Raw genomic sequence first — 18,430 nt, 5'->3', positions numbered from 1 at the left:
GTCATATGACAGAGCTTTTTATATTCACTAAAAAACACAAAACAAGTTATTGAATTAATCGTCATCAACGGTGATTGGGCAAACAAAGCCATCGGGTTTAATGGCTAATAAATCGCATTTTAACTTATCAATCACATGTTCCGCTGTATTGCCAAGAAAAGCCGCGGAAATTCCTGTTCTGCCTAATATTCCAAGAACGACGACGCCAGCATGTAATTCTTCACATATCTCAGGAATAATTTTTTCAGGTAACCCCTCACGAACATGAGTATATTTTTCATCAATCGCGAATTTTTGACGTAGCTCTTTCATTGCGATGAGGTGCTGTCCACGCAATGCATTGTTATAAAGGCTAGGGTCAAAGTCGGGTAACTCTATTGCAATATTCATGGGGGCGATAGGATAGGCACTCACTAGGTGAATTTCCTGCTCTTTCACAATACGGGCGGCTAAATCTTTGGTTTTCTCGACAAGCTTGATATTAAGGTCATCGTGATAAGATTCTTCATTCGATAAATTGACGGCAACCACAACAGAGCCATGATCAGGCCAAACTTTATCCTTGACCATCCAAACAGGGGAAGGGCATTTTCTTAATAAATGCCAATCGAGCGGGGTAAAAATTATCGATTCAAAATTATCTGTCTGGTGAGCCATTTTTAGCAACAGGTCATGTTCACCGCTGATCACTTCCTGAATAATTGCTTCGTAAGGCTTGTTATGCCAAATAACTTTAATTTCTATCTCAATGCCCGCTTCGAGATAAAAATGGGCTTGCTGTTTAATCCAAGCCGCTTTTTGATTGATGACTCCTTTACGCATCGCATCACGTTCTTCAGGTGATAACAAGGTAGTCATATCATAGGAAAGATCATAGATAGGTAAGAATGCTTTAATCCGTCCACCATTACGTTGCACTATGTAGACAGCACGTCGTAATGCTGGTTGATCATCCTGATTTGGGTCAATTGCAACTAGGAGATTTCTATAGTTTGCCATATTAAAATCCTCATAACGGCTGGACATTCCTTACTAAAGATAAACTAAGGTATTGAGGAGAAATAGGCAAGATTTGATGAAAAATAATCATGGTGGGTCACAAAATAGATATTGTGACCCACCTAGAATTATGAGCAGGAGACAGTGGAAATTTTACCAGCTATATCAGTCAGTTTTTCCATATCTTCGATAGTAATATATTTACCTTTAACACTTAACATACCGCTTTTTTGGAAACGTCCTAAAAGTCGGCTAATGGTCTCGACGGTAAGGCCTAAATAGTTACCAATATCACCGCGTGTCATTGTGAGGCGGAATTCTCTAGGTGAAAAACCGCGCTCTGCAAAGCGATGCGATAAGTTAAGAATAAATGCAGCTAAACGCTCTTCTGCATTTTTCTTAGATAATAAAAGGATCATTTCCTGATCACCTTTTATTTCTCCACTCATTAAACGCATGATTTGTTGACGCAGGTTTGGCATTTTACCTGACAGGTCATCAAGTGTTTCAAACGGAATTTCACAAACCATTGATGTTTCAAGTGCTTGTGCAAAACTTGGGTGCTGTGTATGAATGATAGCATCAAAACCTACAAGGTCACCGGCAAGATGGAAACCGGTAATTTGCTCATCACCTTCTTCAGTGATGGTATAGCTTTTGATTGTGCCTGAGCGAATAGCATATAAAGAACGTAACTCATCACCTGCTTTAAAAAGTGCTTGGCCTTTTTGAATTGGTTTTTTACGTTCAATGATATTATCAAGTTGATCCAGTTCATGTTCATTCAGCGTGAAGGGAATGCACAGTTGGCTAATACTGCAATCCTGACAATGAATAGCACAACCACCAGACTGGATGCGACGAACAACTCTTTTTTCTGGGATCATATTAAATGCTCAATACAAGTTAAAATTATTGATATGAGTCAATTTTAACATAAGATAACGCGACTGGTAAGTAGAAATATAAAACAGAGTCATCGTAAATAGAAACTCTTACAAAAACAAGGTGTTCAGCTAGGTTTGCATAAATAGCAATAACGTGATGAAATCATTTATTTAACTTAAATAAAAATGAAGTGAAATATTTTTTATAGATAAAATAGGTTATCTATTTAATATCTATTTAAAAGTTATATTTAGGGACTTTTAAAAATTAACATTATTTATAATATTTAAACAAGAGTGCAATATTCGGTTTTAACATTGAAATATCATAGGAGCTGTAGATGGCAAATAGCCCATTAAATATTCCCACTTCCATGAAAGTGATAAATATTACAGAACATGGCGGCGCAGAAAAATTGCAGCTTATTGACCAACCGCTGCCAACCTTATCTGAAGACTATTTGTTGGTTAAGGTTGAGGCGGCGGGAGTTAACCGGCCTGATATATTTCAACGTATGGGATCTTATCCTCCACCGCCAGATGCATCCCCTATTTTAGGGCTTGAAATAGCCGGAACGATTGTTGCAAAAGCAAATAATGTTGAACAATGGCAGGTGGGTGACAATATTTGCGCGCTAGTAGCGGGTGGCGGCTACGCAGAGTATTGTTTGGTTCATAAAGATATTGCATTGCCGCTAGGAAACTTATCCTTTATTGAAGGGGCGGCTATCCCTGAAAACTTTTTTACTGTTTGGGCTAATGTTTTTCAAATCGGTCAATTGAAGAAAGGTGAAACCGTGTTAATTCATGGTGGAACATCTGGAATTGGCTCCGTCGCAATCATGTTAGCAAAAGCTTTTGGCGCAACGGTCATTACAACCGTAGGTTCATCTGAAAAGGTAGAGGTTGCTAAAGGATTAGGTGCCGATTGCGTGGTGAATTATCGACACGATGATTTTGTACAACAAACACTTGATTATACAAATCTTCGCGGGGTTGATATGGTCGTTGATATAGTTGGTGGCGACTATGTCAGCAAAAATTATCAAGTTGCCGCAAAATTCGGGCGCATTATACAAATTGGTATGATGCAAGGTAACCCAAAAAACCTTAACTTAATGCCTTTAATGGTTAAACGTTTAATTCATACTGGCTCGACAATGCGCTCACGTACAATCGCTGAAAAAATCAGCATAGCGACTGACTTAAAGCAGCAGGTGTGGGGGATGTTGCAAAAAGGTGAATTAAAACCTTTTATTAACAAAGTGTATTCGTTAGACCACGTGGCGGATGCTCATCGCTATATGGAGTCTGGTGATCTCTATGGGAAAATAGTTTTAATTAATAAGTAGTTATATTTATTGTGGCATATTCAAGTCATGAGATTATGCCTTTCTCATGACTTGTCATTAGACCTCGTCTATAACAAATATTTTACATTTTCAAGCTGTTTTAGCGTAAATATCTCTTTACAGCTGATAAAATTTCGAAATTTTGTTCCCGCGCACAAATCCGATTGAAATAAAGACGAGTTTGTTAATATTTTAATAATTATCGATTATATCTATACCTAAGTTGGCACATTAACGGTTTGTCTATCAAATAAAATTCCTAAATGATAATGAAGATAACAAAGTCATTAATACATTGTTGTCTTCATGAGACATGCATTCCGTTATATCACTTTCCAATGATAGTAGTTACCTAAATTAAATATGCTTCTCAATGAGGGCATGATTTAAAGGTGTAGTGATAATGACAAATTTTAATAACTCAAAAATGAATGTGGATGCTTTATTTCTTGGGCCTAAATCTGAAAACGCGGTCTTTTTCAGAGAAATGATGGAATATGCAGTAACAGAACACATGCACTGGCGCTCAGGATACCATCCCGAAGACCCTGAATATGTCACAACCGTCGAACGATATGCACCAGAATATAGAGATACGCTATATCGGACTGAAGGGATTTTAAATCAACTCTCTTCTAAATTAAAAACAACATCAATTCCTTGGTTTTCTCCTCGTTATCTTGGCCATATGAATGCGGATACGCTGATGATCTCTAATCTCGCGTATGTCATGGCGATGATGTATAACCCAAATAACTGCGCACAAGAGTCGTCGCCGACCACAACCGTGCTAGAGCTAGAAGCTGGGGCAGATCTGTGTGCAATGTTCGGTTATGACCCTAATCGTGCATGGGGGCATATTACCTCTGGCGGTACTGTCGCTAACTATGAAGGTTTATGGGTAGCGAGAAATATTAAAACGTTACCGTTAGCAATAGCTAAGCACCCTCAAGCCAAACAGCTGCTTAAAGATAGCTCTGAGAAAGCGTTATTAAATATGCAGACTTCAGCTGTTTTAGACCTAATTGATGAATTAAAAAAACGTGGTTTATTCGAAGACGTCAGGGAAATGACGTGCCGTGGTGAAGGCGTAGAACAAGGCAGACTCGGTAAGTTATTAGTACCACAATCTAAACATTATTCATGGCTTAAAGCGATGGATATTTTAGGATTAGGGCAACAAAATATTGTGCAATTGCCTGTGGATGGAAGTTATCGCACAGATACCGACCAGATGAGGCAGATAGTGTTTTCATTGATAGAGCGAGGCGAACCTATTTTAGCGATTGTTGCCGTTGTCGGAACGACTGAAACCGGCGCTATCGATAATGTCGCTGAACTCATTGAGTTACGTCGTGAGTGTGAAGCTCGATTTGGTGTTTCGTTTTATATCCATATTGATGCCGCTTATGCAGGATATGCATGCGCGATGTTCCGTGATGAAAATAATCAATTTATTGAATATGACACACTGATTAAACGCTATCACAGCGAAGGTATTTTTCCTTCAGATGTCATTTGGCCTAAGCCAGATGTCTATCAAAGTTTCAAAGCACTACAAGAAGCCGACTCTATTACTGTTGATCCCCATAAGGTCGGGTTTATCCCTTATGCAGCAGGTGCTATCTGCATGAAAGATAAACGTATTGTTGACCTTATTTCTTACCATGCCGCCTATGTTTTTGAAGAGGTCGCTGAAAAAGGACGTAAAGCAGACAAACAACAAAATGTGTTATTAGGCTCTTCAATTATGGAAGGTTCAAAAGCGGGGGCAACAGCAGCCGCGGTTTGGGCTGCACATCGTTTAGTACCACTCAATATTCTCGGTTACGGAAAGGTCATCGCCGCGGGGCTAACAACGGCGAATTGGATGATTGAGAGTATGAATCATTGTGACGTATTCAAAATAGAAGATAGGGAATTTCAGATCGTCGCTATGCCATCGCCTGATTTTCATATGGTTAATTTTATGTTTAAGGAAGTTGGGAATAGCTCGTTAGAAAGGCAAAATCAGCTCAATAAACGGTTATATGAGTTATGTTCTTATGCGGCGGGTCGCTCTTATACCAATAACTTTTTAACCTCCTCAACATCTTTAACTTCAGAAGAATATGGTAATAATCCCCGAAACTTTTGCCGTGAAATGGGGTTCAGTGACCAAGAATGGGATAAAACGCAATCATTATATGTACTAAGAGCTGCGATTATGACCCATTGCCTACGTGACAAGCAGCATTTTACTGCCTTTTGGGAAGAACTAAGAAATATCTTTGAGGGTAAGTTACAGCAGCTTATAGATGAAGAAAATAAACTCACACATTCAAAACAAAAAATAGCTCTATAAAACTCTTAGCTAGGATCTCAATATGAAAAATCGCACACTTGGTAGTGTTTTTATTGTTGCAGGTACTACGATTGGTGCTGGTATGTTGGCAATGCCGATAGCGGCAGCTGGCAACGGCTCAATGGTAAGCTTAGTGATGTTATTCGCTCTTTGGGCATTAATGTGCTACACCGCGTTATTGTTAGTTGAAGTATATCAGCATGAGTCGTCGGAAACGGGTATAGGCTCCGTAGCTCAACGCTATTTAGGTTCTGGTGGTAAGTTTATTACCGGCTTTAGTATGATGTTCCTCATGTATGCGCTGACAGCTGCCTATGTGAGTGGAGCAGGGGAAATCATCACATCGAACTTAAAAAGCAGTTTATCCATTGAAATGGCGGACTGGATGGGAATTGTGATTTTTACCATCATCGGTGGAGGCGTAGTGTGTTTTGGTACATCCTCTGTTGATTTTATTAACCGCATTTTGTTTGCTGCTAAAATTGTCTTTTTAGTCATTATACTCGCATTGATGTTGCCGCATGTTGAACAGCAAAATTTATTGTCGGCACCCACAGAGCAAGTATTAATTCTCTCTGCAATTCCTGTATTTTTTACTTCATTTGGCTTTCATGGCAGTGTACCTAGTATTGTGAAATACATGGGTGGGGATGTGAAAAAGCTCCGGATAATTTTTATTATCGGTAGCGCGATCCCATTGATTGCCTATATTTTATGGCAAATTGCCACTCTGGGTAGTATTAGCACAACGACATTTGTCGGAATACTTGCAGAAAATTCAGGACTAAATGGCCTATTAGATGCGATCCGTAATGTTGTGATGTCAGCGAGAACAGAATTTATTGCTCAGATGTTTATGAGTCTAGCGCTTGCGACTTCGTTCCTCGGTGTTGCATTAGGCTTGTTTGATTTCTTAGCCGATTTATTTAAACGCCAAGATAATATGTCGGGCCGTATTCAAACTGGGCTATTAACTTTCTTGCCTCCTTTAGTCTTTGCACTCTTTTATCCAAAAGGGTTTATTATGGCATTAGGCTTTGCGGCAATTGCTTTATCCATCCTAGCCTTGTTACTACCAAGTGCCTTAGCATTTAAATCAAGATTAAGAAATGAGCGCAAATACCAAGTTACAGGTGGAGCATTAGCATTAGTGATTGTCTTCTTGTGTGGAATTGTCGTCATAGGTGTTCAATTCGCTATTGCATTTAACATCATTCCAAATGTGGGCTAACTTCGATTTTCATTAAAACAAACAAAGCCAATCAAGTTATTCGTGATTGGCTTTGCTTCATACGTCAACCCGCCTATCACTGAGTGACGAATATAACCTTTCAAAATAGCGCCACTGAGGCATCAACAAGAAATTCATTTATTAATCCCTCTTTTTCGATCATTCAAAATAGGAATGGTTATCATTAGCATTTTATGCAAAAAAACAGATATATCTAAACTGGAAATCTTTGAAAAATACACTATGATATTAGATATATCGGTTTTTAATTTAGAGAGTCTCTCTGAGAATATGAATGAACAGTGAACAGCAATCAGAGTCGTGTGCTTGTGATGGCAAAAGTTTAAGCCGTATGTTTAACCCAAAGCAGCTACGTATTTATATTCTCCATTTATTGGCTGACGGGGCAAATTATGGTTATGAGCTGATTAAGAAAATAGGAAATGAAACCGCAGGGTTTTATTGCCCTAGTCCAGGTGTTATATATCCAACACTGACGTTATTGGAAGAGCTAGGGTTTATCACAGCACAAAAAGAACAGGGCAAAGGGCGGAAGTGCTATTCACTGACACCGGAAGGCAAATGTTTCTTGTTACTGAAAACCGAAATTTTAGCTGAAGTAAAGCTGAAATTGAATTATGCGCAAGAGCTTAAAGCGGGCAATCAATTTGCCAAAGAAATTGAGCTCGCTGTAGATAAATTTAAATCATTGTTGCGACATAAAATTGTTTTGCAGGAGTTGACTAAAGAACAATCAACTCGTGTTGTTGAAATTATTAATAGTGCTGTTGAACGTATTGAGCAAGTGAACTCAGTATTGACAACAGAGGAAAATGAACATGGCTAAAACGAATAATATTATTCAAGCAAAAGAGTCTTCATATATGAAAGATAATGTAAAGACACCATCGAGCGAAAGTGTCGAAGGCGCTGAGGTAAAAACGGAAGTTGTACAAGATAAAAAATTTAAAGAGGTTGTGTGCCCAAAAGTGCCGACATCCTATTTTAAACGAGCTAAACGTCAACGTACCAAATAAGAAAATAGTTAGGTAGGGGGAGTTTAGCAATTTATTGTTCATGGCATAACTTTTTGCGTTTAATGACGGCAATCAGCGTTATGTCGCCTATTTTTAAACAGAAAAGGCCATGAAAATAAAAAACAGCCTACCTTAAACTATAAGGTATTCGGTGATAAGGGGATGTTTCCCTCGTATTCTCAATCCCCCAATAAACCCGTTATTGGGGGATTTTTAATTACAAGTTGAGTCGTGCCTGTATTTTTTCTATTTCATCCATCCATTGTTGCTGGAGCTGTGGCTTTTGATGGGCCAACTTACGTTGTTTGTCAGCTTGCAGCTTTTCCTCAAGTAACAGTAACTTTTCCAACAATTCATCTTCATAAGCGGTCGATTGGGAGACTGTCTCATTTATCGCGGGTGAAACAGCTCTTTGGTTCATCGTGTCGTTATGTTGCAAATGTGATTGTTGTTCGATTTGTTGGTAAACCTCCTCGACGTCAAGATACTCTTCTAATCGATGATTATTGATATACCAAAAACGCTGGCAGCTTGTTTCAATTAACCATTTATCATGGCTAACCACGAGCAATGCGCCTGCAAATTGTGCAATTTGCTCACTCAGTGCTTCCTTACCTTCAAGATCAAGGTGGTTCGTGGGTTCATCTAGCATCACCAGCTCATATTGAGCCAAACTCAAGCCAATAAATAGCAACCGTGCTCGTTCACCCCCACTCAGTGTGGCTACTTTTTGTTGGTGGCGTGCATAAGGAAAACCTGCACCAATTAATGCCATTTTGCGTTGTTCATCAACTAAGCTAGCAAAAGGTCGTAAGGCATCAGATAAACTGTCATTATCATTGAGTTGCTCAAGCTGTTGGTCGTAATAACCTGCATTGATAGATGGATGAAACGTTAATTGGTCACTGTATCGCTCATCCGCTTTAAAACGTTGCCATAATAAACGTAATAAAGTGGATTTACCGCAACCATTCGCACCAATAATGGCAATACGATCACCACTCTTGACCTGATGAAAACCTGTAGTGAAAAGCAACTTCTCATCAGGAGTCTTAATGTTGGCATGATCTAATTCCAGCACTCTATCCGCAGGGATTGATTTACCATTTAGCGCCAATGTCCATTGATAGCCGTCAGTTAGCTCGGTTTGGGCGTCTTTAAGCCTATCAATATGTTTTTCCATCTGCTTTGCTTTACGAGAAAGGTCTTCGTTATCATAAACTTGACCCCATATAGCCAAACGCTTGGCACTCACTGCAATGCGATCGATCTCTTTTTGTTCTGCTTGGTGACGTTTTTCATCAGCAAGGTCTTTTTGATTCAGTAACTGACGTGCAGATGAGCATGGAAGCCGGAAGAAATGTAACGTTTTATCTCGCAATATCCATGTGCAGTTAGTCACTTTATCAAGTAGATCCTGGTCGTGAGAGACTAAAACAAAGCTGCCTTTCCACTGTTGTAAAAAGTTACCTAACCAAATCAGTGTGGGGAGATCAAGGTGGTTACTTGGCTCATCCAATAGCATGAGATCCGGTTGCTGAATTAATGCTCTACCTAACAGTAATCGAGTATGCTGCCCGCCACTAATTTGATTGGCTTTTTGTGTCCATTGCATCTCAGTGAATCCTAAATCAGCTAGCAAAACTTCTGCTCGCCAACGTTCGGATAGGCGCTCTGCAACTGGGAGTTGTTGCATGATTGCATCGATTAAACACAATTGTGCGACTTCTTCAGGCAGATGCTGTTCAATATAAGCGGTAATACACTGATTAGCATAAGTAATGCTGCCACTGTTAGGCGATAACTGGCCGGTCAAAAGCTTCAATAATGTACTTTTGCCACTGCCGTTATGGCCAATAAGACCAATGCGATCGCCGCGTTGTAGCGTAAAGGTAATGTCACTCAATAAAGAGGTGGTAGAAGTATCATAGTTTAATGATTTTACAGATAATAATGTGCTCATAGCTTACTCAAATTTTAGGCATAGCAATGCCAGGGTATAGTCAGGACGACAACCCAGTAAGCTGAGGAAGATATCTTTTGGGAGCTTCGCTCAGGCAGGGTTATCGCAGTATTTCACTGTGAAAGCCTGAGCTTTGGCGATTACCAAAGAAGTGTGAATAATCAATAAGATCACACAACGTCATAATAAGCCTCCTTTTTTCTAGTGTTGAACAATGTCGTCATCATAACAAGCCTAGCCATTATCAATCAATCACAATGATGCATTATGTTTAGGTATTGTTATAAATGATTCTAATGGCATTAAAAGTGTCATGAATAAAACTGTTAGTGGCTGTGGTGAGTAATAATTTTAGAGTAAAATCAAGGCGTAAACATATAGGAAACACCAAAATGAATGTAGAAATAAAACCAGCCACAATGAAAGATGCTAATTTGATTTTGGAAATGATCATCGAACTAGCAGAATATGAAAAAGCACGTCATGAAGTTAAAGCCTCAGTTACCGATATAGAAAACTCATTATTTGGTGAAAATTCAAATACAGAGGCTTTAATTTGCTATGTAGATGGTAAACCAGCGGGTTATGCGGTCTTTTTTTCCAGTTATTCGACTTGGTTAGGGAATAATGGTATCTACTTAGAAGATTTATATGTCTCTCCGGATTATCGCGGGGCAGGTGCAGGTAAAAAATTATTAAAACATATCGCAATGATTGCCAGTGAAAGAAAATGCCAGCGTTTAGAATGGAGTGTTTTAGATTGGAATCAACCTGCAATTGATTTTTATAAAAGTATTGGAGCGGAACCACAAGATGAATGGGTACGCTATCGACTGGATGAAAAAGCGATTGCTAAATTTATAAATTAATTACATCAAAAGTTAATTTTATAACAAAACAATGCTAGCAAGATTTATTGTTAGCATTGTTTTTTTGTTGCTAAATAAATTTTAAGCAATAAGTGCCAAGAAAGTCTTTTTAATTTTTGAATATGGTATTTTGTGATATATGTGCTATTTTACTTAAGGCGAATAAGGATAAAATAGAATTAAATTAAAGGGATAGCGAATGTACAAATAAGTAAGTCCAAAAAGGAGTGTTGCGTCAATATGTTAAAATAAAAATAGCCATCAACATTTTTATTTTCTTGGTTTTACTATTTTTTGCTGTGATTAGACAACATGGGTAATACTGAAATTTAAATTAGCTATTTTCTTTCACATAAAGAAAAAAGAAGGGATGGTATGAAAATAAATAAACAAAAGATCATATTTTATGTTGTTATTATTTTAATTATTGCTGCCGGTGGTTTTTATTATTGGAGCGTGAATTCGAATAATCTACCTGCTGGATTCGCGGAAAGTAACGGTCGTATTGAAGCAACAGAAATTGATATCGCGACGAAAACGGCTGGGCGTATAGATTCTATTACTGTGAGAGAAGGGGATTTTGTCAAGGAAGGCCAAGTTCTTGCCAAAATGGATACTCGGGCGCTACAAGAGCAGCTTCATGAAGTGCAAGCGCAATTGCGCCAAGCAATTAGTAATGTATCAACTGCTGAGTCGGGCTTAGTTCAGAGGGAAAGTGAAAAATTAGCCGCGCAGGCTGTTGTTCGTCAACGAGAAGCAGAACTTGATGCGGCCCAAAAACGGCTTAATCGCTCTCGTGCATTAGTAAAAACGAAAGCCGTTTCTCAGCAACAAGTGGATGATGACACTGCTCAGGTTCAGGGGGCAAGAGCAGCACTACAAGCCGCTAAAGCACAAGTTGCCGCCTCAATAGCCGCTATTGATTCAGCAAAAGCAGGTGTTGTACAGGCTAAAACGCGTGTTGATGCAGCGACAGCAACGGAAAGACGTATTATTGCTGACTTAGATGATAGTGTACTTAAAGCACCACGAAATGGACGTATTCAATATCGCGTAGCTGAGCCGGGAGAAGTATTAGGGGCTGGGGGTAGAGTATTGAATATGGTTGACCTCAGTGATGTCTATATGACCTTCTTCTTACCGACTGAAGATGCCGGAAAAGTTGCATTAGGTAGTGATGTTCATATTGTATTAGACGCGGCTCCCAATATTGTTATTCCCGCGAAAGCAACTTTTGTTGCAAGTGTCGCGCAATTCACGCCAAAAACCGTTGAAACACAGAATGAACGTTTGAAATTAATGTTCCGTGTTCGTGCGCGAATTTCTCCAGAATTACTGGAAAAACATCTCGAATATGTCAAAACAGGCTTACCTGGTAAAGCTTATGTACGTTTAGATGCGGATGCACAATGGCCAACTGACCTAGAGGTGAGATTACCACAATGACCCATAATTTGATGGATGATGTGATAGTAGATTTAAGCCATGTCAGCCAGCATTACGGTGATAATTGTGCATTGGATGACATTACCTTATCAATTCCTGCTAGAAAAATGGTTGGGTTAATTGGTCCTGATGGGGTTGGAAAATCAAGTTTAATTTCATTAATTGCTGGGGCAAGAGAGATCCAACAAGGCAAAGTGATGGTACTTGGTGGTGACATGGCGGACAAAGAGCATCGCCGAGAAGTGTGCCCCAAAATTGCTTATATGCCACAAGGTTTGGGGAAAAACTTGTACCATACTCTGTCGGTTTATGAAAACGTCGATTTTTTTGGTCGTCTATTTGGTCAATCAAAAGAAGAGCGACAATACCGTATTAATGACCTACTAGAAAGTACTGGGCTAGCTCCTTTTAAAGATCGACCGGCAGGGAAACTGTCAGGTGGTATGAAACAAAAGTTAGGGTTGTGCTGTGCATTAATTCATGACCCCGACTTACTGATCCTTGATGAGCCGACAACTGGCGTTGACCCATTATCGCGTGCGCAATTTTGGGATCTCATTGAACGTATTCGTGAACGACAAACGAATATGAGTGTGTTAGTCGCGACAGCGTATATGGAAGAAGCTGAGCGTTTTGATTGGCTTGTTGCAATGGATGATGGGAAAGTCATGGCGACAGGACACGCGACTGAGCTGAAATCACAAACTCAATGCGATGACCTTGAGGCCGCATTCATTGCGTTATTGCCAGAAGAGAAGCGTCAAGGCCATAAAAAGGTTGTGATTCCGCCTCGTGACACCTCTGATGACGATGTCATCGCAATCGAAGCACAAGACTTAACGATGCGTTTTGGGCAATTTGTTGCGGTGGACCACGTTAACTTTAAAATCCCTAAAGGTGAGATATTTGGCTTTTTAGGATCAAACGGTTGTGGTAAGTCAACGACGATGAAAATGTTGACTGGCTTACTACAAGCAAGTGAAGGGCAAGCGTGGCTATTTGGGCAAGAGATTGACCCGAAAGACATTGAAACACGTAAACGTGTTGGCTATATGTCACAGGCTTTCTCTCTCTATAGTGAACTAAGTGTTGAACAAAACTTAGTATTGCACGCTAAATTATTCCATATTCCCGATGAGCAAATTCAGCAACGTATTGATGAAATGTGTCAGCGATTTGATTTAGATGAAGTGCGAGACACAATGCCTGATGATTTACCGCTGGGTATTCGCCAGCGATTATCACTCGCTGTTGCTGTTATTCATCGTCCAGAAATGCTGATACTTGATGAACCGACGTCTGGTGTTGACCCTGTCGCTCGAGATATGTTCTGGAATTTAATGGTTGATCTGTCTAGACGTGACGGTGTCACTATTTTTATTTCCACTCACTTTATGAATGAAGCGGAGCGTTGTGACCGTATTTCATTAATGCATGCAGGGAAAGTTCTGGATTGTGATACGCCTGCTAACCTTATTAAAAAACGTCAATTAACAACACTGGAAGAAACTTTTATTGCTTACTTGCAAGATGCTGTAGGGGAAGCGGGGGCAACTAAGGATACTGCACCCGAATTTCATGTTGACCCTGAGCTTAAAAAACAGGCTGATGAAGCACTGAAAAGCCGTTTTAGTTTGCGTCGATTGTTTAGCTATAGTATTCGCGAAGGCATGGAATTAAGACGCGACCCTGTTCGTTCGACACTGGCGTTACTTGGTACGGTGATCCTGATGTTTATTATGGGGTATGGGATCAGTATGGACGTGGAAAATTTACGTTTCTCAGTACTCGACCGTGACCAAACAGGATTAAGCCAAGGCTATACGCTAAATCTTGCGGGCTCACGTTACTTTATCGAACAGCCTCCACTTCAAGATTACGATGAATTGGAAACCGCGTTACGTAGCGGCAAAGTCTCTGTGGCTATTGAAATTCCTCCCAATTTTGCACGAGATATCGCAAAAGGGCACTCAGTGAAAATCGGTGTATGGGTTGATGGTGCTATGCCTAACCGTGCTGAGACTGTTCGTGGGTATGTACAGGCGATGCATTTAGCGTGGTTAAGTACGATGGCGGCCAAACAACCTGCTGGGGTAGTCGGTATGCCAGTTATCGATATTCAAACCCGTTATCGCTATAACCCTGATGTTAAAAGCTTACCTGCGATTGTCCCAGCAGTGATTCCATTATTGCTGATGATGATCCCAGCTATGCTCAGTGCGTTGAGTGTCGTACGTGAGAAAGAATTGGGGTCGATGATTAATCTTTATGTCACCCCGATCACCAAATTGGAATTTTTATTGGGTAAACAGCTCCCTTATATTTTATTGGGGATGTTTAACTTTCTGATGTTATGTGCATTGAGCGTATTTGTTTTTGGGGTGAGTTTTAAAGGCAGTTTTCTCACTTTAACGCTGGCCGCTTTTCTTTATATAACAATTGCAACGGGTATGGGGTTGCTGATCTCCTGTTTTATGAAGAGCCAAATTGCCGCTATCTTTGGTACCGCCATTATTACGCTCATTCCCGCAACACAATTTTCAGGCATGATTGATCCTGTATCATCGCTTGAAGGTATTGGACGCTGGGTAGGTATGGTGTATCCAACATCTCATTTTTTGACAATAACACGAGGGACTTTCTCGAAAGGGCTGAACTTGTTTGACTTACAGGCTTCATTTATTCCTTTATTGATCACTATTCCAATAGTGATCGGCCTCAGTGTTATTTTCCTGAAAAAACAGGAGTCCTAACCAATGATGCGTAAGTTACTAAATATATTTCATTTGGGAGTCAAAGAACTTCGCAGTTTAGGGCGAGATAAAGCGATGTTAGCATTGATTGTCTTTGCTTTTACGGTGTCGATTTACTCATCTGCAACAGTAACACCAGGGTCATTGCATAATGCACCAATAGCGATTGCTGATCAGGATAAATCACAATTATCAAATCGCATTATCAATAGTTTTTATGCACCTTATTTTAACCCTCCAGCGGATGTAACACCGGAACAGATTGATGGCCTGCTTGATAGAGGAACCTATACCTTTGCTTTAGATATTCCTCCAAATTTTCAAAGAGATGTACTCGCAGGTCGTCATCCGGAGATTCAAGTTAATATCGATGCAACGCGTATGAGCCAAGCATTTTTGGGAAATAGTTATATTCAAAACATCACATTAGGTGAAGTGAATGAATTCTTAGCTAAATATCGTAGTAATGCCAGCTTACCAGTTGATCTGGAAGTTCGTATGCGTTTTAACCCTAACTTAACTCAATCGTGGTTTGGTTCAGTAATGGCAATTATCAATAACATCACTATGTTATCGATTGTCCTTACTGGCGCGGCTTTAATTCGCGAGAGAGAGCATGGAACCGTTGAACATTTAATGGTTATGCCATTAACACCGTTTGAAATTATGCTGTCTAAAATTTGGTCGATGGGGCTAGTGGTACTTGTCGCTTCTGGTGTTTCATTATTGCTGGTGGTGAAAACATTATTACAAGTTCCGATAGAAGGCTCTATTTTGCTATTTATGGGCGGTGTGGCGCTTAGTTTGTTCGCGACTACATCAATCGGTATTTTTATGGGAACGTTAGCACGTTCTATGCCTCAATTCGGGCTATTAATGATCCTTGTGTTATTACCATTAAATATGCTTTCCGGAGGAATGACGGCTCGTGAAAGTATGCCTCAGCTAGTTCAAGACATTATGTTAACAATGCCAACAACTCACTTTGTCAGCCTTGCCCAGGCGATTTTATATCGTGGAGCAGGATTCCAGATTGTGTGGCCACAGTTTATCGTGTTGTTAATTATAGGTATTGTCTTCTTTTCATTTGCCTTGTTGCGTTTTCGTAAAACGATAGCAACGATGGCATAGTGCTTTATTGTTACAACACTGTCAAAAAACGCTTGCTGAATTGTTTAGTAAGCGTTGTAATGTATTATCTATTAATATTAATCCCATCATTAGGTGTTGCCTATCAAATCGATAGTATTAACTGATTGGAAAAAAAGTCTGAAAACCAGTAACTTAATAAGCAACCAAACAGGAGAATAGAAAATGTCTTTAATTAATACTCAAATCAAACCATTTAAAAACCAAGCATTTAAAGACGGTAAATTCATTGAAGTCACTGAAAAAGACGTAGCAGGAAAATGGAGTGTTTTCTTCTTCTATCCAGCTGACTTTACTTTCGTTTGCCCAACTGAGCTTGGTGATATTGCTGACCATTATGAAGAGTTCCAAAAAATGGGCGTTGAAATCTATTCTGTTTCAACAGACACCCATTTTACTCACAAAGCATGGCACGAAAGTTCAGATACTATTCGTAAAATTAAATACACCATGATTGGTGACCCAACAGGTGCGCTGACTCGCAATTTTGAAAATATGCGTGAAGCAGAAGGCCTAGCTGACCGTGGTACATTCGTTGTTGACCCACAAGGTATCATTCAAGCTATCGAAATCACAGCTGAAGGTATTGGTCGTGACGCGTCTGACTTGCTACGTAAAGTTAAAGCAGCACAGTATGTTGCAAGCCACCCAGGTGAAGTATGTCCTGCAAAATGGAAAGAAGGTGAAGCAACGCTGTCTCCATCTTTAGACCTAGTTGGTAAAATCTAATTCGAATTTTATCTCGAAAGCAAAAATAGACTGATGTTATCGGGTGCTATGCACCCGATTTTATGACCAAGGGGATCATATGCTCGATAACAATATGCAAGCGCAATTGAAGGCTTATTTAGAAAGATTAACCAAACCTGTTGAGTTAGTTGCAAATTTAGATAGCGGCAATAAATCAAACGAAATAAAAGAGCTGTTACATCAAATTGCTGCACTTTCTGACAAAATCACTGTTCGTGAAACCCAAGATGCTAGCCAAAGAATACCCTCATTTTTAATTACGAATCCAGGGGTCGATAGTGGGTTGCGTTTTGCTGGTTCACCGTTGGGCCATGAATTTACATCATTAGTGCTTGCGTTATTACAAATTGGCGGTCACCCGTCTAAAGAAGCACAGGAATTATTAGATCAAGTGAAAGCCCTTGAAGGGGAATTCCACTTTGAGACGTATTACTCATTATCTTGCCATAATTGCCCAGATGTTGTGCAAGCGTTGAACTTGATGGCAGTTTTGAACCCAAATGTCACTCATACCGCCATTGACGGTGCTTTGTTCCAAAATGAAATAGAACAACGCAATGTGATGGGCGTGCCGGCTGTTTTCCTGAATGGGAAAGAATTTGGTCAAGGCCGTATGACATTAAGTGAGATAGTGAATAAAGTTGACAGTAATGCAGATGCACGTGCAGCTAAAGCATTAACTGAGCGCGAACCATTTGATGTATTGGTTATTGGTAGTGGTCCTGCTGGTGCATCGGCTGCGATTTATACCGCACGTAAAGGTATTCGCACTGGTGTGATCGGTGAGCGCTTCGGTGGTCAAGTGATGGATACGGTTGATATCGAAAACTATATTTCTGTGATTAAAACAGAAGGTGCGATATTCGCGGGAGCACTGAAAAACCACGTTGATGACTATAGTGTCGATGTTATTGATGGTCAGTCTGTGACCAAATTAATTCCAGCAGCGGAAGAAGGTGGCTTACACCAAATTGAAACGGCATCGGGTGGCGTGATGAAGTCACGCAGCATCATTATTGCGACAGGTGCTCGCTGGCGCAATATGGGGGTACCGGGTGAACAAGAATATCGCACGAAAGGCGTGACTTTCTGCCCACATTGCGATGGCCCACTATTTAAAGGCAAACGTGTTGCTGTGATTGGTGGTGGTAACTCAGGTATAGAAGCAGCTATTGATTTGGCCGGTCTTGTTGAACATGTGACCGTATTAGAATTTGCGCCTGAACTGAAAGCAGACTCAGTATTACAAGATAAAGTACGTAGCCTGAAAAATGTCGATATTATCCTTAATGCCCAGACATTAGAAGTTAAGGGTGATGGTAGTAAAATGACAGGTCTTGAGTATAAAGATCGGACGAATGATAGCGTTCATTTATTAGAAGTTGCAGGTGCATTTGTTCAAATTGGTTTATTACCCAATACCAATTGGTTAGGGGATACCGTTGCACGCAATCGCATGGGGGAAATTGAAGTGAATGCGCGTGGCGAAACCAATATTAAAGGTATTTTTGCAGCAGGTGACTGTACAACTGTGCCATACAAGCAGATTATTATTTCAGCCGGTGAGGGAGCGAAAGCCGCACTTAGCGCCTTTGATTACCTAATCCGCACAAGTACCAGAACCGCTGAAGAGGTGTAAATCATACCAAT

The 18,430-nt window shown here is 40.0% G+C and carries 14 protein-coding genes; 11 read left to right on the top strand and 3 right to left on the bottom strand.

Going from position 1 to position 18,430, the window contains the following annotated elements; genetic code table 11:
- Positions 1-54: 54 nt before the first annotated feature.
- On the bottom strand, positions 55-999 hold the full coding sequence (gene uspE / locus P2E05_RS10485) for a universal stress protein UspE (protein WP_154622338.1): 945 nt from the start codon (positions 997-999) through the stop codon (positions 55-57).
- A 128-nt stretch (positions 1,000-1,127) separates the two neighbouring features.
- Positions 1,128-1,886 carry an FNR family transcription factor gene (locus tag P2E05_RS10480; RefSeq protein ID WP_154622337.1) on the bottom strand — a complete coding sequence of 253 codons (759 nt, stop codon included), beginning with the start codon at positions 1,884-1,886 and terminating at the stop codon, positions 1,128-1,130.
- 341 nt (positions 1,887-2,227) lie between these two features.
- Between P2E05_RS10480 and P2E05_RS10475 the strand changes: the two genes are divergently transcribed.
- From P2E05_RS10475 to P2E05_RS10455, 5 genes are all read left to right on the top strand, one after another.
- A complete protein-coding gene (locus tag P2E05_RS10475) occupies positions 2,228-3,238 on the top strand; it encodes an NAD(P)H-quinone oxidoreductase (protein ID WP_154623450.1) in 1,011 nt (336 codons plus the stop codon).
- A gap of 403 nt (positions 3,239-3,641) precedes the next feature.
- Complete coding sequence (locus tag P2E05_RS10470; protein ID WP_154622329.1) at positions 3,642-5,582, top strand: pyridoxal phosphate-dependent decarboxylase family protein; 1,941 nt, start codon at positions 3,642-3,644, stop codon at positions 5,580-5,582.
- An 82-nt stretch (positions 5,583-5,664) separates the two neighbouring features.
- On the top strand, positions 5,665-6,813 hold the full coding sequence (tyrP, locus tag P2E05_RS10465; protein WP_249998782.1) for a tyrosine transporter TyrP: 1,149 nt from the start codon (positions 5,665-5,667) through the stop codon (positions 6,811-6,813).
- A 295-nt stretch (positions 6,814-7,108) separates the two neighbouring features.
- Complete coding sequence (locus P2E05_RS10460; protein ID WP_154622331.1) at positions 7,109-7,660, top strand: PadR family transcriptional regulator; 552 nt, start codon at positions 7,109-7,111, stop codon at positions 7,658-7,660.
- On the top strand, positions 7,653-7,850 hold the full coding sequence (locus P2E05_RS10455) for a DEAD/DEAH box helicase (RefSeq protein WP_154622332.1): 198 nt from the start codon (positions 7,653-7,655) through the stop codon (positions 7,848-7,850). Before P2E05_RS10460 ends, P2E05_RS10455 begins: the two co-directional genes overlap by 8 nt.
- Positions 7,851-8,067: 217 nt before the next feature.
- Here P2E05_RS10455 and P2E05_RS10450 read toward each other — a convergent pair whose 3' ends face one another.
- Positions 8,068-9,813: an ABC-F family ATP-binding cassette domain-containing protein gene (locus tag P2E05_RS10450; RefSeq protein ID WP_272657717.1), complete on the bottom strand. Its 1,746-nt coding sequence runs from the start codon at positions 9,811-9,813 to the stop codon at positions 8,068-8,070.
- A 392-nt stretch (positions 9,814-10,205) separates the two neighbouring features.
- Between P2E05_RS10450 and P2E05_RS10445 the strand changes: the two genes are divergently transcribed.
- The 6 genes from P2E05_RS10445 to ahpF all read left to right on the top strand — a co-directional run bounded on the left by P2E05_RS10445 (position 10,206) and on the right by ahpF (position 18,419).
- Positions 10,206-10,682 carry a GNAT family N-acetyltransferase gene (locus P2E05_RS10445; RefSeq protein WP_154635603.1) on the top strand — a complete coding sequence of 159 codons (477 nt, stop codon included), beginning with the start codon at positions 10,206-10,208 and terminating at the stop codon, positions 10,680-10,682.
- Between the two features lie 375 nt (positions 10,683-11,057).
- The gene (locus P2E05_RS10440; protein WP_154635604.1) at positions 11,058-12,128 is read left to right on the top strand and encodes an HlyD family secretion protein; all 1,071 of its coding nucleotides are present in this window, start codon (positions 11,058-11,060) and stop codon (positions 12,126-12,128) included.
- On the top strand, positions 12,125-14,881 hold the full coding sequence (gene rbbA / locus P2E05_RS10435; RefSeq protein ID WP_163861817.1) for a ribosome-associated ATPase/putative transporter RbbA: 2,757 nt from the start codon (positions 12,125-12,127) through the stop codon (positions 14,879-14,881). The genes P2E05_RS10440 and rbbA overlap by 4 nt, the downstream gene beginning before the upstream one ends.
- Before the next feature lie 6 nt (positions 14,882-14,887).
- The gene (locus P2E05_RS10430; RefSeq protein ID WP_163863591.1) at positions 14,888-16,012 is read left to right on the top strand and encodes an ABC transporter permease; all 1,125 of its coding nucleotides are present in this window, start codon (positions 14,888-14,890) and stop codon (positions 16,010-16,012) included.
- 183 nt (positions 16,013-16,195) lie between these two features.
- Complete coding sequence (ahpC, locus tag P2E05_RS10425) at positions 16,196-16,759, top strand: alkyl hydroperoxide reductase subunit C (protein WP_154623842.1); 564 nt, start codon at positions 16,196-16,198, stop codon at positions 16,757-16,759.
- A 79-nt stretch (positions 16,760-16,838) separates the two neighbouring features.
- A complete protein-coding gene (gene ahpF, locus P2E05_RS10420; RefSeq protein WP_163861814.1) occupies positions 16,839-18,419 on the top strand; it encodes an alkyl hydroperoxide reductase subunit F in 1,581 nt (526 codons plus the stop codon).
- The last annotated feature ends 11 nt before the right edge of the window (positions 18,420-18,430 follow it).

The organism is Providencia stuartii, from assembly GCF_029277985.1.
GTDB lineage: Bacteria > Pseudomonadota > Gammaproteobacteria > Enterobacterales > Enterobacteriaceae > Providencia > Providencia zhejiangensis.
The sequence above is the reverse complement of the archived record's forward strand: the minus strand, read 5'-3'. Positions and strand labels throughout refer to the sequence as shown.